16 protein-coding genes are annotated in these 25,136 nt (G+C 68.5%); 2 read left to right on the top strand and 14 right to left on the bottom strand.

Going from position 1 to position 25,136, the window contains the following annotated elements; all coding sequences use genetic code 11:
• Positions 1-19: 19 nt before the first annotated feature.
• From ACFQ4H_RS12830 to ACFQ4H_RS12815, 4 genes are all read right to left on the bottom strand, one after another.
• The gene (locus ACFQ4H_RS12830) at positions 20-742 is read right to left on the bottom strand and encodes a SanA/YdcF family protein (protein WP_377570421.1); all 723 of its coding nucleotides are present in this window, start codon (positions 740-742) and stop codon (positions 20-22) included.
• A 76-nt stretch (positions 743-818) separates the two neighbouring features.
• Entirely contained in the window at positions 819-1,280 is a 462-nt protein-coding gene (locus tag ACFQ4H_RS12825; RefSeq protein ID WP_377570420.1) for a hypothetical protein, read from the bottom strand.
• A 41-nt stretch (positions 1,281-1,321) separates the two neighbouring features.
• Entirely contained in the window at positions 1,322-2,056 is a 735-nt protein-coding gene (locus ACFQ4H_RS12820) for a carbon-nitrogen hydrolase family protein (protein ID WP_377570418.1), read from the bottom strand.
• 155 nt (positions 2,057-2,211) lie between these two features.
• On the bottom strand, positions 2,212-3,339 hold the full coding sequence (locus ACFQ4H_RS12815) for a serine hydrolase domain-containing protein (protein ID WP_377570417.1): 1,128 nt from the start codon (positions 3,337-3,339) through the stop codon (positions 2,212-2,214).
• A 75-nt stretch (positions 3,340-3,414) separates the two neighbouring features.
• On the opposite strand from ACFQ4H_RS12815, the gene ACFQ4H_RS12810 reads away from it, so the two are divergent.
• The gene (locus tag ACFQ4H_RS12810; RefSeq protein ID WP_377570415.1) at positions 3,415-4,059 is read left to right on the top strand and encodes a TetR/AcrR family transcriptional regulator C-terminal domain-containing protein; all 645 of its coding nucleotides are present in this window, start codon (positions 3,415-3,417) and stop codon (positions 4,057-4,059) included.
• A gap of 18 nt (positions 4,060-4,077) precedes the next feature.
• Here the strand turns inward: ACFQ4H_RS12810 and ACFQ4H_RS12805 are convergent, their stop codons facing one another.
• The 7 genes from ACFQ4H_RS12805 to ACFQ4H_RS12775 form a co-directional block, all read right to left on the bottom strand.
• Positions 4,078-5,505 (bottom strand): hypothetical protein, encoded by a 1,428-nt coding sequence (locus tag ACFQ4H_RS12805; RefSeq protein WP_377570413.1) that lies wholly within the window; start codon positions 5,503-5,505, stop codon positions 4,078-4,080.
• A gap of 59 nt (positions 5,506-5,564) precedes the next feature.
• On the bottom strand, positions 5,565-6,113 hold the full coding sequence (locus ACFQ4H_RS12800) for a DUF3558 family protein (RefSeq protein ID WP_377570412.1): 549 nt from the start codon (positions 6,111-6,113) through the stop codon (positions 5,565-5,567).
• Between the two features lie 162 nt (positions 6,114-6,275).
• Entirely contained in the window at positions 6,276-6,854 is a 579-nt protein-coding gene (locus ACFQ4H_RS12795; RefSeq protein WP_377570411.1) for a DUF3558 family protein, read from the bottom strand.
• On the bottom strand, positions 6,841-7,158 hold the full coding sequence (locus ACFQ4H_RS12790) for a hypothetical protein (protein ID WP_377570410.1): 318 nt from the start codon (positions 7,156-7,158) through the stop codon (positions 6,841-6,843). The genes ACFQ4H_RS12795 and ACFQ4H_RS12790 overlap by 14 nt, the downstream gene beginning before the upstream one ends.
• 46 nt (positions 7,159-7,204) lie before the next feature.
• Positions 7,205-9,952 carry an ATP-binding protein gene (locus ACFQ4H_RS12785; RefSeq protein WP_377570409.1) on the bottom strand — a complete coding sequence of 916 codons (2,748 nt, stop codon included), beginning with the start codon at positions 9,950-9,952 and terminating at the stop codon, positions 7,205-7,207.
• A 65-nt stretch (positions 9,953-10,017) separates the two neighbouring features.
• Positions 10,018-10,452 carry a hypothetical protein gene (locus tag ACFQ4H_RS12780; RefSeq protein WP_377570407.1) on the bottom strand — a complete coding sequence of 145 codons (435 nt, stop codon included), beginning with the start codon at positions 10,450-10,452 and terminating at the stop codon, positions 10,018-10,020.
• A complete protein-coding gene (locus ACFQ4H_RS12775; protein WP_377570404.1) occupies positions 10,449-11,420 on the bottom strand; it encodes a hypothetical protein in 972 nt (323 codons plus the stop codon). Before ACFQ4H_RS12775 ends, ACFQ4H_RS12780 begins: the two co-directional genes overlap by 4 nt.
• Positions 11,421-12,370: 950 nt before the next feature.
• Here ACFQ4H_RS12775 and ACFQ4H_RS12770 point away from each other — a divergent pair.
• Positions 12,371-13,135: an L-type lectin family protein gene (locus tag ACFQ4H_RS12770; protein WP_377570402.1), complete on the top strand. Its 765-nt coding sequence runs from the start codon at positions 12,371-12,373 to the stop codon at positions 13,133-13,135.
• Here the strand turns inward: ACFQ4H_RS12770 and ACFQ4H_RS12765 are convergent.
• The 3 genes from ACFQ4H_RS12765 to ACFQ4H_RS12755 all read right to left on the bottom strand — a co-directional run bounded on the left by ACFQ4H_RS12765 (position 13,045) and on the right by ACFQ4H_RS12755 (position 24,958).
• A complete protein-coding gene (locus ACFQ4H_RS12765) occupies positions 13,045-13,641 on the bottom strand; it encodes a sigma-70 family RNA polymerase sigma factor (protein WP_377570400.1) in 597 nt (198 codons plus the stop codon). The genes ACFQ4H_RS12770 and ACFQ4H_RS12765 overlap by 91 nt on opposite strands.
• A gap of 181 nt (positions 13,642-13,822) precedes the next feature.
• A complete protein-coding gene (locus tag ACFQ4H_RS12760; protein WP_377570399.1) occupies positions 13,823-23,662 on the bottom strand; it encodes a WXG100-like domain-containing protein in 9,840 nt (3,279 codons plus the stop codon).
• Between the two features lie 285 nt (positions 23,663-23,947).
• Positions 23,948-24,958 carry a hypothetical protein gene (locus tag ACFQ4H_RS12755; RefSeq protein WP_377570397.1) on the bottom strand — a complete coding sequence of 337 codons (1,011 nt, stop codon included), beginning with the start codon at positions 24,956-24,958 and terminating at the stop codon, positions 23,948-23,950.
• Positions 24,959-25,136 lie beyond the last annotated feature (178 nt).

Here is a 25,136-nt window from a genome sequence, read left to right as displayed (position 1 = left end):
GCCCCGTCCACGACACGGCTCAGTCGGCCAGGGCGTCGGCGATGCCCGGTTCACGGGGACCGAGGTGGACCGGGTCACGACGGCTGAACACGTCGAAGGCGGCCTTCACGGCTGCGCCGTACTCCCGTACGCTCCCCCGCCGCCACGACCAGGCGAACCGGCTCACCGAGTCGTCGCCGACCCCGACGGCAGCCACCCCGACCTGGCGGCACACGGTCACCGCCCGGCGTACGTGGAAGGTCTGCGTCACCACGATCAGCTCGCGTACCCCGAAGATCTTGTTGGCCCGTACGCACGAGTCGTAGGTGTCGAACCCGGCGTGGTCCATCACCACCTTCGACTCCGGCACGCCCCGCTCCACCAGCCAGCGCCGCATCGCCCCGGGTTCGTCGTACTCCCAGCGGCCGTGGTCACCGGAGACCAGCAGCGCGCCGACCTTGCCCTCGTCGTAGAGCCGCTTGGCCAGCGCCAGACGGGCCTCCAGGAAGGGCGACGGGTTGCCGTCGTCGTACACCTGGGCGCCCAGCACCAGCGCGACCGGAGCCGGCGGGACCGCTTCGGCGGAGTAGATCCGCCCCTGGGCTCCGGCCCGGATCCAGAGCACACTGGCCGTGATCGAACCGGCTGCCGCCAGCAGCCCCGGGACGAGCAGGAACAGCAGCCGACGACGCCAGCGCCGTCGGCGGGCCGGGAGCTTCGGGCGGGCCGGGCTGGGCCGGCGATCACCGGGTGCTGGGTCCATCCGCCGATTCTTCCAGGTACGGCCAACAGTGCGGTCAGCCAGTCCAGACCACGGGTACCGGGTCGGACGGGTCAGGTCAGGTGTCGTATTCCCCGTCCCAGGGCGGATTGAACCCGAGTTCGTTCGGATACAGCTCGACGTGCTCGCCGTACTCGTCGTCGGACTCGTCGACCAGGCCGAACACGATGCCGTCGACCTCGACGGAAAAGAGGCGTACCGCGATGTCACCGAAGGTCGGCTGTGGCAGTTCGGCCAGCCACGTCGCCAGTTTCTGCTCGGCCCGGTCGACCACGTCCCGTTCGCCCTGGGCGGTGGTGCCGGCGTACCAGATCTCCGACCCCCGGTAGTGGCCGTCGTGGTCGAACCGGTGCAGCACCGCGTACCACCGCTTGTGCTCGGGCCAGTCGTCGCCGCCACCGACGCCCTCACGGAAGGCCGCGGTGACGCAACCGAAGAACTGGCCGTCGGCGTACCGACCGATCTGGTCGGTGTGGTAGCCCGGCTCATGCATGATCGGGATCAGGTCAGGTACTGCCATGACGCCGGATCGTACGTCCCACCCCTGACACCCTCGATCACCTAGACATCAGGGCGGATGCCCGAACCCTGGTCACGCAGTGTGGCCCGGACGATCTCTCCGGGCTCCGGTCCTGCCTGTGCGAGCACCGCGCCGTCGGGGGTCCAGATCGCCGAGCCACCCGCCGCCCGGTCGAACCCGCCACCGGTGGACCCGGCGAAGCTCGCCGTGGCGACCCACACCCTGTGGTCGGCGACGACGCGCCGAGCCCGCTCGGCCGGCACGTGAGCGTCGCGGAGGTGGTCGAGGACCGCAGCGACATAGACGTCCATGCCCAGCGCCGCCGTGGCCGCGTCATGCTCGGGGAAGCGGGTGTCCCGACAGATCGCCAGACCCAGCCGCCAACCGTCCACTTCGAGCACTACGGGTCCGGCGCCGGCGCTGAACCGCTCCTCCGACTCGTGCACGTACACCTTCCGGTAGACCACGCGCGCTCCGGCCCCGTCAACGGCCAGCGTCGCGATGTGTTCGCGACCCGTCCCATCCCGGACCGGGGCGCCCACCAGCGCCGTCGTCCCCGTGTCGGCGCACGCCCCGACGATCGGCGTCAGCCTCGGGTCGTCGGCGACGATCGCGGGCGCATCCAGTTCGTACCCGGTCAGCGAAAGCTCGGGGAAGACCACCACCCGCGCGTGCGCGGCCCGGACCGTGTCGGCGTGCTCGGCCGCGTTCGCAACGACGTCGTACGCCACGATCCGTGGTTGGGCGACGGCGATGACGAGTGGCTGACGTTGCACGAGTGCTCCCGCGACCATCGGAGACCGGTCAAGGGGTACGCGGCTGTCCCCCACCTCGCGACCGCGACCGGGCACAGCATAGTTCCGGTCCAGGTGGGCCGGGCGGGGTGGCCGTCGGCAGCCGCCGAGCAGCACGGCACCCGTCCGGGTGGTGCCTATCCGGCAATGCCCAGGGCGGTTCGGACCTCGTTGGCCACCCGGCTGGCGAGATCGGCGGGTGGCGCGGCCATCCGGTTGTGCATGAAGGCGAATGCGAAGTCGTTCCCCGGGTCGGCGAACGCGATGCTGCCGCCGCTGCCCTTGCAGCCGAAGGCCGAGGCACGGCCGCCCGTCTCCGGGAGTCCGAGGAAGTAACCAAGCCCCTTGGGGACCGGCACACCGAGAACACGGTCGACCTCGGCGGTGGCGATCGTGGAGAGCAGGTCGGTACGTCGTGGTGAGATCAGGCGTACGCCGTCGACGTCACATGCGAGGGCGGCGTACATGCGGGCGGCAGCGTGGGCGGTCATCGTGCCCGCGCACGGCAGGTCGACGGTGAGGTAGTCGGAACGGTTGCCCAGTTCAGCGCTGGGCTGGATCGAGTGCGGTGCCGCCGTGAAGAACAGCGAGTCGGCTGGCCGTCGGGCCATGGTCGCCACCCAGTTGCCGTCCTCCAGTCGCGCCACCCGGTCGTGCTGTTCGGCGGGAACACCGAGGAAGAGGTCGTCGGCAATGCCGAGCGGGCCGGCGACGTGCTCGCACAGCACCTGGGCGATCGGGCGTCCGGTGACCCGTCGGACCACCTCGCCGAGGATGTAGCCGTACGTCAGAGCGTGGTATCCGGTGGCGGTGCCGGGTTCCCACAGCACCGGCAGGTCGGCGATCCGGGCACACATGCCGTCCCAGTCGCCAAGGTCGCCGACCGTGATGCCCTCCGGCGCCTGTGGCACACCGGCGGTGTGCGTGAGCACGTGAGCGATGGTGATCCGGTCCTTGCCGTGGGCTCCGAACTGCGGCCAGTACTCGGCTACCGGAGTCTCGTAGTGCAGCAGCCCCCGTTCGACCAGAACGTGCACCACCGTGGACGTGGATCCCTTCCCCGTCGACCAGGCGTTGAACAACGTCTGGTGATCGACCGTGCGTCCGGTGGCGGGGTCGGCCAGACCAGCATGGGCGTCCACCACCGGTTCGCCCCGTAGATAGGCGGCGACCTGCACCCCGGTCTCCTGGTCGGTCTCGACCAGTTGGTCAAGCAGCTTCTGCACCCTGGCCTGCGCATCCATCGCCAAGAATCTCCGTCCCACGGCTCGGTACCACCTCAAGTTACGACCGCTAACTAGAACGTTAACGCCGATAACAAGGGAGTGTATGGTGCTCACATGGCATTGCGGAAGCTTGATCCCCCGACCGTGGTCGACGTCGCCCTGAGGCTGCTCGACGACGTCGGCCTGGATGGCCTGTCGCTGCGACGACTGGCGCAGGAACTGGGCGTCCAGGGACCGGCCCTCTACCGGCACTTCGCCAGCAAGCAGGACCTTCTGCGGGCGATGGCCGATGCGATGTTCATTCCGGAGATGGCCATCCTCGAGCGGCCCCCGCCCAGGGCGGACTGGGCCGACTGGCTCGTCGCCCGCTCACACGCGGTACGCCGGGTCATGCTCTCCCACCGCGACGGTGGACGCCTCAAGGAGCACCTGCACAACCCGTCCGAGCAGTGGCCGGGACTGGAACTGTTGCTACAGATGATGGAGGACGCCGGCTTCACCATCGAGTCGGCGCTGTACGGCATCTACACCATCGGCAACCACGTCCTCGGCGCGGTCATCGCGCAGCAGGAGATGCAGGCCCGACCGGAACCAGCAGCCGGTCATCCACAGGTCGATCCGACCCGCTTCCCCCGGATCGCGTACGGGACGTCACTGCGCAGCCAGGGCCGCGACTTCGACCGGGAGTTCGAGTACGGTCTGCACCTCATCATCTCCGGGCTGCACGCCAGCCTCGACGGGGTCGGCACGGAGCAGTGACCGCGGTGCGGGCCGCGATCACTTCCGGCACAGCGGTACGTCCGGTATCACCTCGTTGCGGTTGAGGACGTTGGCCGTCCCGCCGATGCCGCCCTCCGCCTCGATGGGTTTGGCCTCGAACACCCGGAGGAAAAGGTTGATCACCTTGACCACCGCGGTAGGGAGTCGGTAACCCACCCCGTAGTCGGTGAAGAGATTGAGGGTCGCCCCCCTACACACCGTGAGCGGCGCACCGAGCGCCGAGCCCATCGTCACCCCGACCGAGGCGGTCAGTCCGACGTACAGTCCGGTGCTGAACCCGAACGCACCGATCCCGACGTGCAGTCGCGCCTGGTATGCGAAGAGCAGGCCGTTGACCCCGACGGAAATGCCGGTGATCGAGTTGGTGAGGCTGTCCTGGACCTGGAATCCCGCCGGCTTCCAGGCGTCGAACGAGCCGTTCTGGTAGCCGAATCCGAGTTTCCCGCTGAAGCCGTACCGGGCGTTCGCCTTGATGTTGCCGTCCTTGGCCGAGAACGCCGTCTGGATGGTCAACGACTGGTTCACCGTGGCCGAGAACGGCACCCCGAGGAACGTACCCAGGGGTACGGCGAAGTCGACCGGGATCGTGATCCGACGGTTGATGTTGTGACCGGCCCCGAGCGCGCTGCCGCCCTCGACGTCGAGGCGCAGCCCGGTACCACCGGTCACCTCGAACATCGCCTTCTTGACCGAGCCGTTGTCGATGACCAGATCGAAGGTGCCGGACGGTTTCTCGAACATCAACTCAAGTGTGCCGACCAGCCGGATCCCGCCACTGTCGTAGGTGAAGTGCAGGCCGATGCCGGTCGCACAGCAGGTCGGCGTCACGTTGAACTTGCCGGCCGGGATCCGGGCCGTCTTCGACCGGCCCGGTAGCGGACCACCGCCTCCGCCTCCGCTGCCGCCGGCCCCGGACGTGCCCTCCTCTGCCTCCGCCCAAAACGGCTCACCGGCCGGGTTGGCGACCATCCGGTCGAAGGGAACGGGCCGGTCACTGGTGAACCGGCCGTCCCGGATCACCTCGGTGATGGCCACCGGTCCGACCGTCACCGCCAGGTCGTCGCCGTCCCGCCGTACGTCGATGACCCGCCCGACCCCGCGACCGGTGATGAACATGACCCTGCCCCGGGCGAGTTCCGCCGCACGTTTGGCACGCGGGTCGATCCGCCAGGTCAGCCCGTCGGGCGTCACCGAACGTACCGACCGGCCACCGCCGCCCACGATGACCACGTCCGGCTGGTACGTCACCTCCCGGTGCGGTGCCGGTGCCTGCCCGTAACGCCGGTCGGCCTCGGTGACCGGGGCATCGCCACCGGTCCGGTCCGCCGACCGGTCGTCGCCGCAGGCCGTCGCGCCGAGCAGTACGGCAACCGAGGCCACCATCGCCAGCAGGCGTCGGCGGGTCGGGAACTGAAGCGTGACCATGGCACCTCACGACCGGGTCTCGTGGCAATGACAGTGGAATGGCACCGGAGAGCACCGGATCAGAGTCGGCCGGCGACCTTGCGGGCCAGGTCCTCGAGCGGTTTACGGTTCTCCGCCGGGTCGTTGAGCCGTACCAGTCGGATCGAGACCCACCGGCCGGACTTGTTGAACCAGGCCGCCTCGAGCCCGGCGTACGCCTCGTCGCCGATGCCGGTCAGTGGCCGCAACTCGTGCCCGAGTTCCCGTTCGATGTCGAGGTACTTCTTCGCCCCGTCCCCGACGAAGATCTCCACCTGGGCGGTCGGTCCGGTTACCGGACCGGTGTAGGTGCACGTCTCCCTGACCCGGACGGCAGCGTCGAGCGGGGTGCCCGCCAGTCGTTCCGCCTCCTGCTTGGACACCAGGGAGCACGGATCCACCTCGGACTGGGCTGCTGCCTCGGTGGGCTCCGCGCCCGGGGTTTCCACCGTCGCCGCGACGGTCGGCTCCGCCGCACTGCCTCCGGGCTGCCCGCTCTCGTCCGGATCGCCGCAGCCGACCAGCCCGACGATCACCAGTCCGGTCAGACCCGCCAGCATCGCTGCCGACCGGATGCGTACTCGCCTCATCAGACAACTCCTCGCCTAGTTGCATTGCTGAAGGAACTTCCGGCGGTCGGGGGTGCTGCTCCACCGGCGCTTACGGCAACGGGTGATTCCCGCCGTCGATGGCAGGGCAGCCTGCCCCGTACCGGCACCCAGCTCGACAGCCTGCGGGACCACCTCGCCGGATCACATCCGGCTGCGGATCAGGCCGACCAGTCGGACGGCGGTCGGTCGGTCGGAGTTGCTGGTGACGCTGGTGACCACCTGGATCTCGCAGGCCCGGTTCCCCACCACGAACTCGGCGACGTTGCCGGGGGCGAACCGGATGCCGTCCGGCCCCGACTCGGTGGTGCCGTAGGCGGAATCCTCGGGTAGTCGACCGTCGGCAGCGGTACCGAACGAGCCGATGCTCACCGTGATCGAGTGGTAGTTCTTGGCGTTCTCCCACGTGCAGACGCTCTCACCGACACCGTCACCCGGCCCACCCCCGTCGTTGGGCCCGATGATCGCGGTGACCTCGGCTGCGGTGAGCAACGTGCAGGCATCCACCTTCTTCCCGTCACCGGACCTCCCATCGGATGCCCCATCGGATGCCCCGACGGAAGCACCGGCCCCGTCGGCACCGCCGCCGCCCGGCTGGCCGGTCGGCTTCGTCGTACAGCCGGTCGCGACCAGCGCCACGGTCAGCGCCACGGCCAACGTCGTCACGGCCAGCCGACCGCGGACCTCCGCCCGACCACGATCGTCCGGTTCACTCGTCGGCATCGGGTCCACCATGCTCAGGGGGTCCGCCATCTCCGGCCTCCGGAATCACTCGACGGTCAGGGTCGTACGGAAAGATCAGGGTTGCCGGACCGAGCCGGTCGACCCGCCAGCCTGCGGTGACGGCCACACTCACGACGGTCTCCTGGTCCGGGCTCTCGACCAGGGCCAGGACGACGTCGTCGGCAGGTAGTCGCACCGCACAGACCAGCCGGGTGTCCGCCGTGGTCAGTAACGACAGCAGCGCAGGCGAGGCCTCCTCGCCGAGGCCGTCGTAACGCTCGATGGCGAACAGCCGACGGGTCATACATCGACGCTAGGGACGAACGGCCCCCGACGAATCGGGGGTTTCCCTATCCGTCGACCTCGGGCAGGTTGGCCATCGCCGCACCCAGTTCGGCCCGGCTCGAGATGCCCAACTTCCGATAGACCCGGGCCAGGTTCGCCTCGACGGTCTTCGGGCTGATGAACAGGGTGTCCGCGATGAGCCGGTTGGTACGACCCTGCGCGGCCAGCCGAGCCACCCGGGCCTCCGTGGCGGTCAGTTCCAACGGGGCGGTGGTCCGGGCACCGACCCTCGCCAGCTCCGTACGGGCACGGTCCTCGAACGCTGCCGCACCGAGCGCGGCGAACTCGGCGGCGGCGACGGTGAACGCGTCGCGGGCCTGTCGTTTCCGTCGCGCTCGCCGATGCACCAACCCGGCGACCAGCAGGCAGCGGGCCCGGTCCAGTGGCAGTACGTCCACCGGCACCTCGGCCCGGGCCGCCGCCAGGTCGTCGAGCGCGCCCGACGGGTCCACACCCGTGGCGCTGGCCAGCAGCACCCGGCTGCGGGCCAACCCGAGCCGGGTCCACGGCCGGGGCAGCCGCTCGTGGCGCTCACCGAGTCGCTCCAGTACGACCTCCGCCGTGCCCAGGTCGCCTGCGCCGACACAGGCCTCGATCCAGTCCGGCTCGAACCGCAGTGCCAGCGGCTCGACCAGGCCCAGTGCGTCGGCGGTCGCGGCCAGTCGGCCGAATGCCGTGGCGGCTTCGCCCCACCGACCGGCGGAGAGCGCGACGAACGCGCCCAGCTGCTGGTTGATCCTTCGACACCAGGCATCGTCCAGTTCGTCCGCACGCCGCAGACCGGCCCCGGCCAACTGCCCGGCCTGCGTCAGCCGACCCCGATAGGCGTCCAGCAGCCCGGCCATCCACGTCTCACCGACCAGGCCGGTGCCCAGCTGCTCACCCAGCTCGCGGGCCGCGGCTATGTGCGCCTCGGCAGCAGCCCATCGACCGGCCAGCAGTTCGGTCTCACCGAGATGCATGATCAGTTCGTGCTGCGACGGCTCGTCGCCCCGGGCGGTCGCCTGGCGCAGCATCCGGTGCAGCCGTACCCGTGACCGTTCGTGCTCGTCGATCGACCGCCACCAGATCGCCGGAATCGTACCGGCCAGCCAGGAAGGATCGTCACCTTCCAGGGCCAACGCCCGGTCCAGCAACTCGGTACGGGCCGGACGACCGGTGCGTACCTCGTTGAACATCAGCAGTAACAACGCGTCGGACAGTAGTGCCCGGTCGTCGTCACTGCTGGACAGCAGCCGGACAGCGGCCTCGGCATCGCACCGGGCCGGCTCCGGGGCGTCCCGGAACAGGCTCAGGTGGGCATGAAGTCGCCCGGCCAACGCCGTACCGTCGGGTGCCGCAGCCAACCCACGGGCGGCAGCCGACACCGCCAACTCGGTATCGTCCGCGCACCACGCCACCACCGCCCGCAGCAGCAGCGCCTCGGCGCGCAGCGCACCGGTCGACTCGTCGGCCACGGCATCGGCGACTCGACCGGCTGCCGAATAGTCGCCGCTGTCGAACTGGCATCGGGCCGCAGCCAGGCGGCGACGTCCCCGCTCCTCGACCTCGCCTACCGGGGTCAGTTCGGCCGACCGTACGTGCAGTTCGGCGGCGAGTTCGGGAGCCCCTCGGGCACGCTGCCGGTCGGCTGCCTCGGCCAACTCGCGGGCGACGTCGGCATCGGGTTCGGCCGTGCAACGGGCGAGGTGCCGGGCCCGCTCGTCCGGATCGGCCACCGCATCCGCCAGTTCGCGGTGCAGTCGACGGCGTACTCCGGGCGGGATGTTGGTCCGCACCGCCGCCGCATACACCGGGTGAGCGAACTCGACCATGGTCGGTGTCACGGCCAGCAGACCGGCCTCCTCGGCCGGGTCGAAGGCGGCCGGCGGGATTCCGGCGGCCGTGAGGTCGCCCAGGGTCGGGCTGGCGCACAGCGCCGCCAACCGGACGGCGTGCCGGCCGGCGGGTGGCAGTGCCGTCAGGGCATCGGCCAGCAGTTGCTGCATCGAGGCGGCGACCGGCAGGTCCTCCCCCGGCGAGGGCAACCGGGGCAGTCTCAGCACGGCACGTCCCAACTCGATCGCCAGCAGCGGATTCCCGTCCGAGTGGTGGGCGATTCGGGCCAGCAACGGGCGGCTCAGGGTCGTACCGAGCCGGGCACGCAGGACATGGTGCAACGCTCCGACGCCCAGCGGCGCCAGGGTGATCCGGACGAGCGGACGGCCAGCCGGGTGCTGGTCGAGGCCGAGCGGCACCGCCGGCTGGGCCGGGTCGGTCGTCCGGCTGGCTACCAGTGTCGTGACCTGCGACGCTACCCGACGCAGCGCGAACCGCAGGGCACGCTCGCTGGGCGGGTCGAGCCATGGCGCGTCGTCCACCGCGATCAGCACGGGTGGGCCGTCCGCCGCGCCTTCCAGCAGTGACCGTACGGCCGCGCCGATCGTCCGGTCGTCGACGACGGCCTCCGGGGTGTCCGTGCCCAGCAGTACGGCCTCTGCCGCCACTCGTTGTGGCCGGGGCAGATCGGTGATCCGGGCCGCCAGTGGGCGCAGCAGATCGGCGAGTGCCGCGAACGGCATGACCATCTCGGATTCCGTTGGCGCGCAGGTCAGCACCGTCCAGCCCCGACGGGTGGCTTCGGCCACCAACGCCCGCCAGACCGCCGTCTTCCCGATACCGGCGGGCCCGTCGAGCAACACCGCCTGGCGGACGGCGAGCGCCTGCCAGACTTGGTCGAGCACCGCGTCCCGACCAGCGATAGTGCCGTCCACCCCGTCATCATGGCGAACCCCGCCAACGCGGACGTCGACGGGGTTGATTACGCGCCTGGTAGCGACTATCCGGAGTGGGTCCAGACCGCCGGCTTGCTGGGTCGTTGCAGAGCGGCTATCGCGCGATCGGCTGCTCCCGGGTCGACCGACGGCATGACGAAGTCACGGGCACGAATGGCGGCGGCGAGGTCGGCCTCCGGTTCCAGGCCGTACTCCTCCAGGTAGTAGACGACCGCCTCGCTCCAGACCCACTCACCGTCGGTGAAGAAGTTCATCGGTACGACCCCACCACGCTGCGGGTCGACCACGTCGTTCATCCGTGCCGTGGTCATCAGTACCGGCGCCCCGGAACGCAGGTACGCACCGAACCTCGCGGCCTCGTCCGTACCGAGCCTCGGATGGTCGTCCGCCATCCGGGGGCCGGTCTCGGCGTCGACCAGGTCGAAGATCCGGGCGACCCGCATCGTGTCCCTCTCCCCTGCCGTTCGTCGTTCCGTCATTGGCACGTCACCCGCAGCTGGGCAACCGCGATGTGCTCAAGGGTCCGGCCGGAGTCGTTCCAGTCCTCGCCCCGGTTGACCGCCCGGATGACGATACGGCCCCCGTTGACGGCGTACGTGCCGGCCGAGACCCAACGCCCACGGTTGACCCGCTGGTCGACCGTGAACGTCGCCCGGATGGCGCCGCCCTCGGTGTCGCGTACCTGGTAGGTGGCGGGCTTGCCGGAGACGTTACGGGGGTCGGAGGTGCTCGGCACGTACGTCGAAACAGCGCACGACCGGGTGGCCGAGCCGACGGCGAACCACCACTCGCCGTAGAAGTTGTCATCCTTGGTCTTCGAGCCCGACATCGGCATCGCCTCGTAGGCACCGCCGCAGCCGTCGGAGGTCCAGGCACCGCTGCCGACCGAGTACCAGCCCTCCTTACCGTCCTCGGTGTACCGGCCGACCACCCGGAAGCCTCGGGTCGTGTTCTGCGGACAGCTGTAGCCGCTCACGGCGGCGAAGGTCACCTTCGGAGTGGTCGGGCCGGTGGTCGGCTTCGGAGCCCCGGTGGGAGTGGCGTTCGGGCGTGGGGACGCAGTGGAGGTTGGGTCCGTGCCGGGCGAAGCCGAGGTGGTCGACGTCGGCGATGCGGTGGGGCTCGCGTCCGATGACGGGCTCGGCGAAGTCTCCTCCTCTCCGTCGCCAACCGGTACGAAATCGATGGGCGGGGCTTCTGCACTCGGGCCGGAGCCGCTGCTCGGCGGAGTTTCCGAATCGCTGCCGACCTGGCCCCCGATCACGATGCCGATCAGGATCACCAGCACGCCCACACAACCCGCCGCCATCAGCGGCATGGCGGGGCGTCCACGGGTCAGCCGACTCCACCGGCTCGGCTTACTCTCCGGTTCAGCCTCGTCCCAATCATCAACGAACTCGTCCAGGTCGGGGTGTTGCTCGCCGGATCCGCGTTCGATATCACTCATGCGACGCCCCTTCTAGCTGTCTCCGGCGTCACTACGTAAGGGCGTTGCCTCAGGTTCATCCGATAACTGCACAATAGTTGAACCCAGCAGCCAGCGGGCACGTAGTGGCCGAGGAGCCATCAGCGACTGGCAGTCTGCGACAAAACTCAGTTAGAAAAGGGGCGGTGGCCAACATGGCTAAGCCGGACAGTTCTTCGCGCCGGTCCCCGGATGGGACGCTGTGGCCAGTACGGGCCGTCTGGCTGCGCGCCCCGCGTGACGTGCCTGCCGAGGAAACGCCAGCAGAGCCGGTATCCCCTTCCCTCGACGCCACGACTACCGATCCCGTACCGCACCCTGACGCTGCGCTACCCGCACCTGAATCCGCCCCTCGTATCGATGCTGAGCAGCCCCAGCCCGCGCCGGTACCAGAATCGAAGCCGAGGCCAGCGCCGTCCGCACAGCCGGATCGGAAACAGGAACTGAAAGCGGCGGTCACCGCATCACCAGAATTGCCGCCAGTGGTAAAGCCGACGCCGGCGCCAAAGCACACACCTGTGCCGGAGCAGCCTTCTACACCCGTGCAGAGCCCTACGCCGAAGCAGAGCTCTACACCGAAGCAGAGCTCTACACCGAAGCAGACGTCGGTGCCAGAGCCTGCCCCAGAACCGAAGCAGAAAGCGACCGCCAAGCCGGAACCCGAACTGGATCCGAAACCGGATTCGAAGTCCGAGGTAGCACCAGCGTCAAAGGCAGACCCGGCGCCCAGGTCGATGGCAGGACCAGAGCCGAAGCCGGCGTCAGCACGGCCAGCCAGTGGTGGTACCGCGGCCTTCGTCGGTCGGGCGAAACTGACGGAGTCGGGCGAGGTTGTTGCGTACCCGATGCCAGCGGACAAGCCAGTCAGCCGCGAGACAACCGGGCGCAAGACACACAGGCGGGGCTGGCTGCCTCCGGTCGCGATGGTGGTCGTGACCGCAATCGCCGGATGGCTGATCGTGACCGAGTTGCCGGGCTGGTTGGAGCGGGACGGACAGGCACAACCGGTGGCCACGCCCAGCGCCGAGCCAACCGTCCCCGCAGATCCGGACGCCCTGCCGGAGGTCCGGCCGATCGACTACCGGACGTTCGCCGACCCGACCGGCCTCGCCTTCACCGGTGCCGCTCTGCACTCGGGGGCGGCCATCCAGCTCACCGACGGCGCCAACCAGGCCGGCGGAGTGTGGTCAGCGAACAGCCTGGACCCGGCGAGACCGTTCAGCACGGCGTTCCGGTTCACCAGCACCGAACGATCCGGCCAGGTGTCATTCGTCCTGCGTACCGGCGGAATCGTCGACGACCGGCCGGTCGAGCGGCTCGTCCCCAGGTTGACCATCGATTTCGTCATCAGCGCCACCAGGGACGGTGGTACGGACAGGAACGCCAACACCGTGCTGGTCACCTCGGCCACCAGCAGCGGTTCCCGCACGTTGGGCACCACCCAGCCGGCCCTCGACCTGGGCGGCGGGCCGATCACCGTGTGGGTCGACTATTCGGCCAAGCAACAGAAGATACGGGTGTACGCATCAGCTGGAACCGCCAAACCAGCTGACCCGATCATCACCGCGCCGCTGAAGCTGAACGCGCTGTTGGGCACCAACCCCGCCTACGCCGGGTTCGCGGCGTCCACCAGGGAGGTTGCCGGTGGACACGACCTGCTGGCCTGGCACCTGTCCCCGCCGACCGGGCGGCCATGAGTCATCACCCGCCGCGCCGTGCGCAGCGCGTGGTGTGCCCGCGACTTGACGGTGCCCTGAGGGATGCCCATCAGGGCTGCCGTCTCCTCGGTCGTCCGCTCCCGAAGGTAGAGGTAGATCAGCACATCGCGGTGGTGGGCCGGCAGGTGGGCCAGGGCGTAGTGCACATCCAACGCATCCAGCGTACGGTCGATCTCGTCCTCGGTGACCGGCCAGAACTCGAGGAACTCGCTCCGGACCTCGGTCGGCCGGGCCGCCTTCGCCCGCAACTGGTCGATCACGATGCGCCGGGCGACCGTGAACAGCCACGGCCGGGCGGTCTCGTGGGTCAGCCCGAGCTCGTCCATGTTCTGCCAGGCCCGCATCATCGTCTCCTGGACGATGTCCTCCGCCTTTGCGATGTCGCCCAGCGTCAGCTTGTGCACGTACGCCAGTAGCGGCGCAAAGTTCTTCCGGTAGAGCCGCTCGAGCGTCTGCACCCGCTCGTCTTCCAGGCTTTCGACCATGTGACGCCTCCTCCACCCCGGAACGTAGGGACGGAGGAGGCTGCGCGAACCCTGGAAAACCCTTGCTCGGTACGGAACGCGGATGCATCCAGTCGTTACGACTCCGCGTAGCGACCCCGCCATCACCAGGCCGTCACGCTGGCCGCGGGTGCCGCGTCGTCCGCGCTCATCTCGTCAGCTGTCAGCTCGTCCGCAACGACGGGGTGGCACCGAAGGCCGCCCGAAACTCCCCTACCGAATGGCTCACCGACTCCGCCGCCACGATCGAGTCGGTGCTGATCCTCGGTTGAGCGAGCAGTCGGTTCCCCCATCTGACCGGAACCAGGGGGCCGGCTGGTACCGGCGGCCAGGTACTGTCGCCCGCCCGCTCCAGGCGCTGTAGGGCTGTGGCCAGCGACGCGGCGGCCACCGGCAACGGCGCCGACCCATCCGGCCGATGCCACAGCCAGCCGGACCGCCCCAACCGCAGCCTGCCCCGCCCGTTGGCATCTCGTTCCAGGAAGATGCCGGTAGCCATCACCTCGCCGGTGTCCCAGGTGTACACCGGTCCCCGAGGTGCCAACACCTGAACCCCGAGCAACACGCTCAACCGCTGGGCGAACGACCCTGTCGCCGCGTCACCGCCCGGATCCCCCGCATCACACACCATCAACAACACATCCGGCCCGCCAAGGGGTGGCCAGCCATACTGGCTACGCAGATGGTCGGCAAACTCCTCCGCGGTCATCGGCTCCCGGCCCGCCACCCGAAGCCGCTGGCCCAGCGGTTGGAAGTGGCTCACCACCGTCAACATGCCCGCCACCCGTGGCGCCATCGCAGCGGCCACCTGCTCAGCCGCCACAACCTCCGGCCCACCGCTGTCCAACCACAACACATGTCCCGAGGTCGACGCTGCGGCCAGGACCTCGGCCACCTGCGCAGTCTCATCCGCAGGCATCGCCGGCTGGGGATCTTTTGCAGCAACCACCAACTGGGTCGGCAGGACGCCTGTCCCGAGCTCATCCCGCAGCTGTCCGGAGAACCGCTCGACGGACGCCGGGGTTCCATCTGTCGTATAGAACGCCAGGACGATGTTCATGTCCCCGGTGGGTAGCCCCCAGCCGTAGTTACGGCGTAGGTGGTCTGCGAAACCCGCTGCATCCAGGAACAGATCTCCCACCTGGATCCGCTCACCGGCACCGTCGAAACGCGATACGACCGTCAGCGTGTTCAGCACCTGGAAGGCCTGCTCCGCCGCCGTCCGTTCGGCGTCCAGGTACTGTCGCCCGCCACTGCTCAGCCATAACAGATGGCCCGACGTGGCGGCCATTCCCACCGCGTCCGTCACCACCTCGACGACCGGCGCCAGGCCGGAGTCCCGCTCGACCAACTCGCGCACGAACAGCGACCGACCATAGATGTTGGCCAGCCCGATCCGCTGGCTACCCGACCCCTGCACCAGCGCGGAGACGTCCGCGACCAGCGTTCTGTCGATTTTGATCAGAACGTCGTCCGGTCCGGTCGTCGGCTCCACCAATTCGACACGAACCGGACCGGGCTTCGGCGCCGCGAGGAAACTCCGTACCTGCTGTCGCCTGGCCTCGCTGCTGGCCGGGCCCGTGTTCAACACGAGATAGCCCCACCTGGCGGGCGACGCCGGTTGCAGCCCACGATCCGACAGCCTGTCCACCGCCGTCACCGCCGTACGCGCCAACCCCCGCCACAGACTGGCCGTGAACACTGCCTGGTGGTTCTCCGGATCGGCAATGGACGTCAGCGAACCGATCTCGTCATACCGCAGTAGGTACTGCCACAGCGCCCGGATCAGCCGGTCGTCGGTCAACCCGAGCCCATCCGGAGCCGACAGTCGCGCAGCCCTCACGTCCCGCTCGTATTCCCCACCAAGGCCGACCAACCGCGCGGCAATCAGATCCGCAGGTGCGAGTCGCTGGCCGGCTGGAACTGGAAAACCCAGCTCTGCCGGTACGAGGAACACACCTTCGCTGTGCCGAGCGCTCGGCGGAATCAGGTTCTCGTCCTCCTCGCCCCGCAACCGCGGGGAACTCTCCGGGTAACGCTCAGCCTGCGGTTCCGGCGTACGCAGCACGCCGTCAACGGGCCGACCGAACACCCGATAGAACCGAGCGGCCGGGTGATCGAGCCGGAGCATCACCCCGCCGTCGTTACCCGGGGTCGGCCTGACCCCGACGTGAAGACTTCCGACGTAGGACTCGAAGATCACGATTCCGCCAGCCGCCAGTACCGTGACCTCTTCTCCCAGGCGTTGCGCCATCCCGTCAGCAACCAACTGGGCCACCGCCAGGAACGGCTCCCCGTTCTCGGGCTGCGCGTACACGTTGCAGATGTTCAGCAGCACTTCTGTGTCACGACCCCGGTAGGGGTCGTTGACGATCGCTTCGGCCAACACACCCGGGTCGACGGTTTCGTCGCCCAGCATCAGCCCTTGTGCGTCACCGTGGATGTAGACGAAGTACTTCTGCGCCGTGCCCGGGGTACGGAACACGCTCATCGCAACGTGCAGATCACTCGACTCCCCGGCTCTCAGATCCAGAAATACGCGGCCTTCCGGTATCGGCGTGCTCTGCTCGAAGAGTCGCTGCGCAGCGAGACTCATTCCGGGTGGTGCCGGAAGTCCCGGCTGCAGAGCCGGAACACCAAGTGTCGGCAGGCTCTGGAGCAGGTGCCCCGGCCGCGACAATGCCGGATCGCCACCAGACGGCGCACTGCTTCGACTGCCGAGAACGGGACCGAAAGTTGCGTACTGACCAGCATCTCCCGTGGGCCGGAAGATGTCCCACCCCCTGCTGGCCGTCGTCCCGTTTCCGACGCCGAACGGCCCCGTGGACAGGCCCAGCTCTATCGAGGCAATCCCGTTCCCGTTCTGCACCTTGAAGGTCGCGAGCCTGCCGGAGACGATCTCCCCGTTCATGACCATGACCGCTCCGGTAGCGGCCCACAGCTCGGTCTGGAGCAGATCAGCCAACTGCTGGGCGAGTGGATTTCCACTCCCCTGGAAGGAATCCGCGACGAGGACGAGGCGCTTGCTCCGCCAGCGGTCCCGTTCCACCCGGAGGGTGGCCGCCAGCAGGCCAGCATAATAGAGCTCGTTACCTTCGAGACGATCAGCCGGGACGTAGGTGATTACCGGATAGAAGTCCGGGCTCGGGTTCTGATTCCAGGCCGCGCTCAGATACGACACATTGGCGTTCTCGCCGAACCCCCAGTTGGCCACGAGCTTCGCGTCGTCGATCTGATGCAATCCGTCCGACACACTGTAATCAACCAGGTAGTAGGTCGCCTGCTGTCCCTGCCCCCGCACCACCAGACCCCAGGGCACATTCGCGAGATCGGACAGCCCCGAAGATCCTCCTTCCTGAGACTCATCGAAGCCAGTCAGGGATCTGATCAGGGAATTGCTTACCCACACCTCGATCCGGCCGGCAGGATCGGCCTTATCTCCGGTCAGGACGGGCCCACGTATCGGGTCGTTCGCTCGTTTCGTTATCGAGTCTCGATCTGACAGACCCGACACCGGCTCTACGAGAAGTGCGCTGAATTCATCAGGATCTGCCATCATGGGCAGCTTGGCCATGACCTCCCGTAGACGTTCGACGAGCGTCGACGACGCGCTCTGCACTGCGGCGACACCGTGCCCGGTTCCAGCAGACCCCGGTTGCTGCCGCTGGCTGGTCAGAAACTGCCGCAACACCCCCCGGTCTTCCTCGGACAGCGCATCGTCCTGGTCGATCGGGCTGGTCGGCGCCATCGCCGGCAGGACATCCACGTCGATGTCGGCGGTTGTCGAGTCTGTGACCTGCGACCGGACGACCGGTTCGGCCAGGCGCGGGCCGGCAACCAGACTGCCGGGGGACACGTACGGGCGGGACACGTCGACGACCTGGGCCAGGACGCGGGCAGTCAGCACCAGTTGCTCGTCGTGGCCGTCATGGTGGTCCATGATGTCGTCCGGGTCCGATGGCACCGCCGAGCGCAGCAGCTGATCCGTGCGCCGGTAGGAGTCCACGACCCCGATGAAGTGCAGGATCTCGTGGGCGTACGCCGCCTCTGTCGCCTCCGTGTACCACTGGAGTTGGTTCATCTCGTCGTGTGTGGTCGGCTCGCCTGACGCGACGTTCACGGTGGCGTGCGCGGAATCGGGTGAGGCCACGAACTCCACCTCGACCCGAAGCCGGGCGTCCAGACCGGGCAGCACGTATCGGGGTTGGTTCAGGTAGCGGGCGACCGCCTCGGTCACCCGCTGCTCAACCCGGGCCACGGCCACCGGATCCACCCCGGGCCGGGGTGCGAGGTGCAGCCGTACCCTGAAGGTCCACTCCTGCGGACGGACCGTCAACGCGTACCGGACGATGGAGCGCACGCCGCTGCGGGGACCACGGGCGACCATCGGCCGGTCGTCGCCGTCGAAGCCGAAGGTGAACGCGGCCCGCAGGGGCATCCACCGCTCGGTATCTACCTCCAACGTCCGCTCCGAAGCCGTGGCCGGGTCCGTCCGGTCCGGCAGCGTGACCGGCACCAGACACTCGTCGATCCACCACCGTGCCTGCCGAGCGCGGCGTGGGTCGATGGGTTGCATCCGGTCGTCGAAACCGAGCAGGGCCCGCGCCTGCGCCGGCAGGGGAACGACCTCCAGGCCGTACGGGGTGAGCCGGGAGGCGGTCACCGTGCGGACCTGGGCCGCCAACTCGGGAGTTTCCGCGATGACACGCAGCACCGTGTTCCACACCGCGTCGGGGCGCGGCAGCCGGGCGACCACCGGCGCGACCAGGGTGAGATGCAGGTCGCCGTCGCGGTTGCGCAACCCCCGTACCAGCGTGGCGACCACCTTGCTGACCGACTCCACCACCCTCGGATCGGTTGGTTCCAGCCGGCTGGTCTCCGGCCGTCGCTTCGCCGAACCGAGCCAACTACTCGCGCTGCCCATCCGTACCCCGTGCGCGTTTGGCAGCAGGTGTGGCCGGTCCAGGCCCAGCTCGGTCGACAGATCACCGAGAATGTCCGGCCCGGTACGTATCATCACCGAGTGGCGACGCGCCGCTATTGCTTTACCACGGTTCTGCCACCAACCGGCAGGAACCCTGGTGACATCGGCATCCACGCCGATCGCGTCCTGGTAGCTCCGGTACAGCTCCTCCTGGCTGAGACGGTAGCGGCGTTCCATGCTCGTCTGGAGCAGGTCGAGAACAGGGTGACCCCGGGCAGCCAGGACCACGCTGTTGCCGATGCCCCAACGGATCCGGTGGAATGCGAAGCCGCGTCCCTTCTCCGGGTCGCCGGCGGAGGGTTCGACCAGTTCTCTCAGCAACGGACGCAGATCACCGCGCTTCTCGGTGTCGAAGAGCCGTGGCAGAGCGGGGTTCACGCCGACGATCTCGTTGTCGCCGTCGGAGTACAGCCCACCAAAACGGTCCACGATGGCCAATCGCAGGATGTCGCTGGCAGCCGCGAAGCCAGTGGGCACCTGCTTGGTGTGCTCCACCAGGTACTGCGCCTGCAACCGCATCGGTGCCTGGACGTGGAACACCTCGTCGACGTTGATCAGGCGTACGCCCACCCCATCGGCCCACTCGACGAACTCGCGGATGTCCGCCCAGGGGTCCGGTGAGCCGTCGACCGGTGGAGGTGTCGCCCGGGCGGTGTCGATCTGTGCCCGGGTCACGTCCGTCCACAGGATTTGGTCCGCCCAGTCCCGGGTTCGGGCCGCCGCCAGTTCGAGGTTGCGCCGGAACCCGGCCATGCTGCCGGTGTTGCGTAGTGGCCCGCCCAGCCAGATCGAGTGGATCAGGTGGGGCACCTCCAGGCGGGCCGGTAACGGCGGAGGCTGGGCATCGGTCCACCCCCAGTCTCGCTGGTCCTCCGTACGCTCCGAAGCGGTGACCCGGTCCGAACGCCCGGGGAGGTCCCGCAGGTCGTCCCGGGACGGACGGCTGCGCCGGGTCAGGTCGAGCCGGTCGAAGAGGGCCGGTAGCTGGTCGGTCGGCACGGTCGCGAAGTCGAACTCCCCCAGGAAGTCCGGTGTTGCCCGGGGAACCCAGAATCCGAAATAGTCGAACCCGAGCATCGTCTCGTCTGAGGACAGGTGATACCCGTCCGGCACAGAATTGACCATTCTCTGCCGCACCAGGTTGGCCAACCGTTCGGTGACCTCCGTAACGGGTACCCGTACCGTCTCGGACGGCTGGAACCTGGCCCATTCGGGGTCCGGTCCGCCCGGGTACGAACCTTCCCGCGGCACCACCAGTTCGATGCCGAGCCGATCGGCAAGATCCTGCGCCCGGGCAGCGACAGCCGGGGACAGCAGCACCCGCAGGCTACGCGGCATCGTCACCGGGGCATGCCAAACCAACTGATCCAGCGTCTCCACCAACTGGTCCACGTCGGTCCAGCCAGTGGCGACGACTGTCATCCGATCCGGGTCGGGCGACAGTGCATCGATCTCCACGGAATGCTGTCCGCTTCCGCCCCCGGACGGGTCGAGCACCAGACCGGCGGCGATCCGCCGCGAGCCCGCCGGGAGGGGTACCGGCCCCAGCGCCTGTTCCCAGTTCGGCGACGGGTAGAGCATTCCCCGGGCCAGTCCGGGAACAGGGTGACCGGGCTCGACTCTCCCCTCGTCGTCGCGCCGCAGCAGCCGCCACGGCTGCGTCGACACCAGCCAGCCGCGTCGGTCGGGTCGCACCTCACCCGGGGTCAGGACCACTTCCACGCCGACGGACTCCGCACGCTGGCGTAGCATCTCGATCTGGTCGCTGGAGAGTTCTCCCACCACCACCAGCCGGGTACGGATCGCATCCACCGGGTCCAGGTCCTGCGTCATGGCCTCTAACTGCGCAAGCACCTGGTTCGAGACGGCCACCCCCGGAACACCCACGAAAAGCGATGATCGGTTCGCATCCGGCATCGCCGAGAGCGCCGTCATGATCGCCGGCTTCATGTTCCCGGCAGTACGTCTGGTGTAGATCCAGGCACCGCCCGGAATCTCACGGACCCGCACCCCAACCATCTGCGCGATGGCCGCCAGGACGGGGTTCCCGGAGATGCTGCCCCGCGCCGGCCTCGACTGCGTGGCCCCCATCCCAGGGAGGAGGTCCGGATCCGTCACCTGCTGCTTCGACGGGGTCGCCAGCCACTCGGACGAGTCGGCAAGGGACCGTTCGCGAGCGCTCGCGCTGCCGGTTTCCTCCCCTCGACCCCATCTGGTCCAGTCTGTGGCGCCGGGACGCTGGAAGGGGTTGGTGGACGAGGCCACCTGTTGTCCGGTGGGTGTCGTGCCCTTGGCGCCGATCTGCCGCATCGATGTGGCCAGGTCGGCATGCAGGGATTCCGGATCGGTTCCCGGCGTGGCCGGGAAGTACTGCCAGGTGTGCGATCCGGTGAAGTCGAGAACGGGGCGGCCGAAGGCATCGGCGCCGAAACTGCCGGTGTACGCCGCCCCGGTCGGGGAACTCCACGCATCGTCGGTCGCCGCGACTACCGGTACCCCCGAAAGGTCCCGTACCCGCGCCGCGAACGAATCCGCACGATGACGACCAGGTGTCGCCGCCGCACCACACACCACCAACAGGATCGGCCGACCGTGCCGTCCCTGCGGCGTCGTCTCCAGCCACGATCCGAAGTCGGCGGCATCCAACACCCGACCGCCAACCCATACGCCACCCGTAACGGGGTCGCCATGCGCGACCACCGTCAGCCACTGTTCACCGGTGGCCGCCGTGTACACCGGCAACGCCCGCGCGTTCTCCGCCATCTGTGGACCGTCGTCAGGGCCGGGCACGTACAACCCTGCGGGAATCTCCACGCTGTCCATGCCCGGATACGGTGCTGACGCCACTGGAGACGACACCTGCGCCGGTCGCGCCGATGGCGACGGCGGGGCCGGCTGTCTCCCCGGTGTCGCCAGACTGCGGGCAACCTCCTGGACCGGATCGGTCGTGGCCCGGGATGCAGGAACGGCAACGGCAGCCAGGTCGGCTGTCTCCAGCGGAGCGTTCTCCGCTGCGACGGTGACCACACCGGTTGGAACGGGCACGGACTCTTCCGTGACCGGATCCGCCCCGGTGGCCGTAGCCGTCGACGACGGGTCGTTCGCCGCTGCCGCCAGCACCGCCAGCCGGGTCTCGATCAACTCCCGTACCCGGCTGCCCCTCCCCACGGCCCGCACCGATGCCCGAATCTGCCCCAGCGACACCGGCCCTTCGATCGGCATCAGTCGAACAAACTCACGTCGGGTCTCCGCCACGATCGCGTCCCGCAACCGAATCCGGTCGACCGCCGACACCACCACCCCCGGGCGCGCCGCCAACCAGGCATCAGCGACCGCCTCCACCTCGCGGCCCGCCACCACGTGCGTGAACAACAACCCGGTCAGCGACGGCAGACCACCCGTCTCCACCACCCGCCGGACGTCGTTGACAAACCCCCGCCACTGCTCCCGCATCCCCGTCAGCTCGTCCGCCGCCGAGGGAGTGATCACCACCCCCGACACCGGATCAAGCCCCACCGCCAAGGGCCCGAACACGTCGTCGAAGTGTTTCTCCGCCTGGGCCAACCACTCCGCCCTCAACTCACCAGCCGACACCCCCTCCATCGTCTCCACGCCGGAACCCTCGACATCGTTGCCGGACACCCCATCCAGCAACCGCTCCAACCCGGCAATCTCCTCGGCCCGCAACGTATCGACGAAGTCCTGCCGTGCCTGCGCACCGGCATCGCCATTCGCCAACAACCCGGCCTGATCCCACTCACCCCACCGACCGTCGCCACCAAACCGGTCGACCACTGCCGCGTGGTCGTCAACCAACCGCTCCGCATACGCGGGCTGCTCGCCGATCCCCGCCCTCGACCATGCCACCGGATCCTCGGCAACATTCTCGACGTACGTGGGCACCGGATCGCGGTCCGCTACCAGAGCGGCTTCCGAATCCGTGTCCACCAGCGAATCAGCCCCGTCCGTCGCCCCCTTGAAGTCGCCCTGGGCCGATCCGTCCGACGGATCCTTCAACGGTGCCGCACCCAGTTCCGTCAACAGATCCGGCGGAACCAAAACATATTCCAGGCCAGTCAGCTTGCCGATGAGCGTCAACAGATAGCTGTTCGTGAAATACGTCCGCCCCCGGTTCATCGCCTTCGTCGGATGGTCGATCGCACCCTCGACCGCACCGGACGCCAAACCACCGAAAAAGCCGTCCCTCTCGCCAATGTCCTCGCCGCCCCGCTTGACGATTTCATCCGCGATCAACTCCGGCAGGCCTTCGGCCAGAGCGTTCTTCGTCATCGTCACGAGCCACGGCGCCAGATGCGACCGCCAGGTCGTCCCGCCCCGTGCGTACGGCAGGTACCGCATCCAGCCGAGACTCCAACCAATCGCCCCACCCAGTCCGCCGAGCCCCGCCATGAACCCGGTCTTCTTGAGATCCCACTCCTTGATTTCCCGGGTCCCCAGAACCACTACCTGCCACAGCTGCACCGCCACGTCCAGGCCCACCATGAACGCAGCGCCGTGTACCACGGCCAACGCCAACCTCTTCAGCAGGCGCTTCACCACTTCACGAGAAATCGTGAACAACGGCGCCGCCGCCGTGACAGGTGACACCGCGCCGCCCGTCAACACCGCCACCCAAACCAACTTCATCAACGTGGCCAGCAACCATGCCGCCATGAAGATGATCATCAATTTTGCATATTCGATTTCCAGGGCAACCTTCCGTGCCCCCTCCGACACCTCCCTGATCGCCTCTCGCAACTTCGGTAACACCGAATCCGCGCCGCCGGAAATCCGCAGCACGAACTCCCGAGCCGCCGCCAACGCCGGCCCCTGCCCCGCGTTCTCCAACCCCGCGACAACCGACCGAAACTGCTCCTCCAGCGGAGCGAGATCCTCCCCCAGCCCCGCCCACACCTCGGCCAACGACCGCATCCGGTCCTCATCACCCTGAGGCCACCGCTCACCCACCAACAGAAACGTGATCCACTCCAACTCCTTCGGCGGACCAGCAATACTCACCGCTCACCACCCCCCTAGGCAGCAACCATGCAGCGGTAGCCGACCCGTCGACCTGGTACGCCCGCCCACACGTCGAAGTCGGACAGCCCCGCCAGGCACGCCAGATCGTCCGCCGTCAGCGCCCACAGCAGATGCCCAACTGTGCCTGAGATGGGCACTCAACCCGAGTAACAGCAGAAAGTGAAGTAGTCCGGCATCAGATCGCGCAAGGCAGGACCGTCGGGGATCACCCTCTTCGTGCTGCCCGGCCGGACACTTCCTGCCCCGGCCCCGACAGCCGTGACGTCACTGACAGGTCACCCGGATCTGGGCAACCGCGATGTGTTCGAGGGTCGGCCCGGAGTCGTCCCAGTCGATACCCCGGTTCACCGACCGGATGACGATACGGCCACCGGTCACGGCATACGTTCCCGACGCCACCCAGCGTCCCCGATTCGTTCGCTGGTTGATCGTGTACGTTGCCCGGACCGGGCCGCCCTCGGTGTCCCGTACCTGGTAGGTCGCCGGGTTGCCGGCCACGTTTCGGTCGTCGGTGGTGGTCGGCACGTACGTCGAGATCGCACAGGTACGGCTGGCCGTACCGACCGCGAACCACCACTCGCCGTACACCCCGCTGTCGTCCTTGCTCTTGGCCCCCGACATCGGCATCGCCGCGTAGTGGCCTTCGCAACCGTTGGACGCCCAACCCCCGCTGCCGACCGCGTACCACCCCTCCTTCCCGTCCTTGTACCAGCCGGAGTGCCGGAATCCCCGGGTCGCGGTCGCCGAGCAGTGATAGCCGCCAACCTCCGTGAAGGTCACCTTCGGCGAGGCCGGAGTCGTACCGGACGACGAACCGGTGCCCGGGGTGTTCTGGGGCACCGGTACCGACTGCGACCTGGACGCTTGGGGCAGCGCTGCGGTGGGCGTCGGCGCTGCGCCGGTGGTCCCCGGGCCTCCCGAAGCACCCGGGGTTGCCGATGGGCTGTGCGTCGGCTGCGGCGAATCAGGCGACGCCACCTCGGCCTCGTCACCGACCGGCACGAAATCGATCACCGGTGCATCCTCGGTCTGCCCGGCCCCATTAGCCGGGGGTGGTGTTTGGCGGTCCTTCGCCTGCCCACCGACCACTACCCCGGCCAGCACCACCAGGACGCCGACGCAGGCCGCAGCCAACACCGGCATGGACGGTCGGCCCAGCCGGCTCCTCCGGAACAGGCTCCACCGGTTCGGCCCATCTTCGACGCCGTCCCGGTCCCCTACGAACCTGTCCGGGTCGACGTGTCGCTCGTTCGGGATCCGCTCGACGTCAGCCATCGCGCGACGACTCCTCTCCCTGTCTCGGCTCACTACGCGAAGGCAGCGTCACGGGTTCATCCAATCGAATCAGTCGAACATGTGAACCGGGCGAGGTCGGCTCGGTCCCCGTCGGGCGTACCCCGGGTCTACGGCAATGTCCCCGGTCGTACACCCTCAGCCCGTCGCCCCCTCGACG

The sequence above is a fragment of the Micromonospora sonneratiae genome (assembly GCF_042679305.1).
GTDB lineage: Bacteria > Actinomycetota > Actinomycetes > Mycobacteriales > Micromonosporaceae > Micromonospora_H > Micromonospora_H sonneratiae.
The sequence above is the reverse complement of the archived record's forward strand: the minus strand, read 5'-3'. Positions and strand labels throughout refer to the sequence as shown.

Excerpts from the sequence above, each read along its gene's own strand:
- ACFQ4H_RS12765 (WP_377570400.1), bottom strand. The coding sequence starts at position 13,641 with ATGGTCGAAAGCCTGGAAGACGAGCGGGTGCAGACGCTCGAGCGGCTC.
- ACFQ4H_RS12830 (WP_377570421.1), bottom strand. The coding sequence starts at position 742 with ATGGACCCAGCACCCGGTGATCGCCGGCCCAGCCCGGCCCGCCCGAAG.
- ACFQ4H_RS12755 (WP_377570397.1), bottom strand. The coding sequence starts at position 24,958 with ATGGCTGACGTCGAGCGGATCCCGAACGAGCGACACGTCGACCCGGAC.
- ACFQ4H_RS12790 (WP_377570410.1), bottom strand. The coding sequence starts at position 7,158 with ATGACCCGTCGGCTGTTCGCCATCGAGCGTTACGACGGCCTCGGCGAG.
- ACFQ4H_RS12800 (WP_377570412.1), bottom strand. The coding sequence starts at position 6,113 with ATGAGGCGAGTACGCATCCGGTCGGCAGCGATGCTGGCGGGTCTGACC.
- ACFQ4H_RS12825 (WP_377570420.1), bottom strand. The coding sequence starts at position 1,280 with ATGGCAGTACCTGACCTGATCCCGATCATGCATGAGCCGGGCTACCAC.
- ACFQ4H_RS12795 (WP_377570411.1), bottom strand. The coding sequence starts at position 6,854 with ATGCCGACGAGTGAACCGGACGATCGTGGTCGGGCGGAGGTCCGCGGT.
- ACFQ4H_RS12780 (WP_377570407.1), bottom strand. The coding sequence starts at position 10,452 with ATGACGGAACGACGAACGGCAGGGGAGAGGGACACGATGCGGGTCGCC.
- ACFQ4H_RS12810 (WP_377570415.1), top strand. The coding sequence starts at position 3,415 with ATGGCATTGCGGAAGCTTGATCCCCCGACCGTGGTCGACGTCGCCCTG.
- ACFQ4H_RS12775 (WP_377570404.1), bottom strand. The coding sequence starts at position 11,420 with ATGAGTGATATCGAACGCGGATCCGGCGAGCAACACCCCGACCTGGAC.
- ACFQ4H_RS12805 (WP_377570413.1), bottom strand. The coding sequence starts at position 5,505 with ATGGTCACGCTTCAGTTCCCGACCCGCCGACGCCTGCTGGCGATGGTG.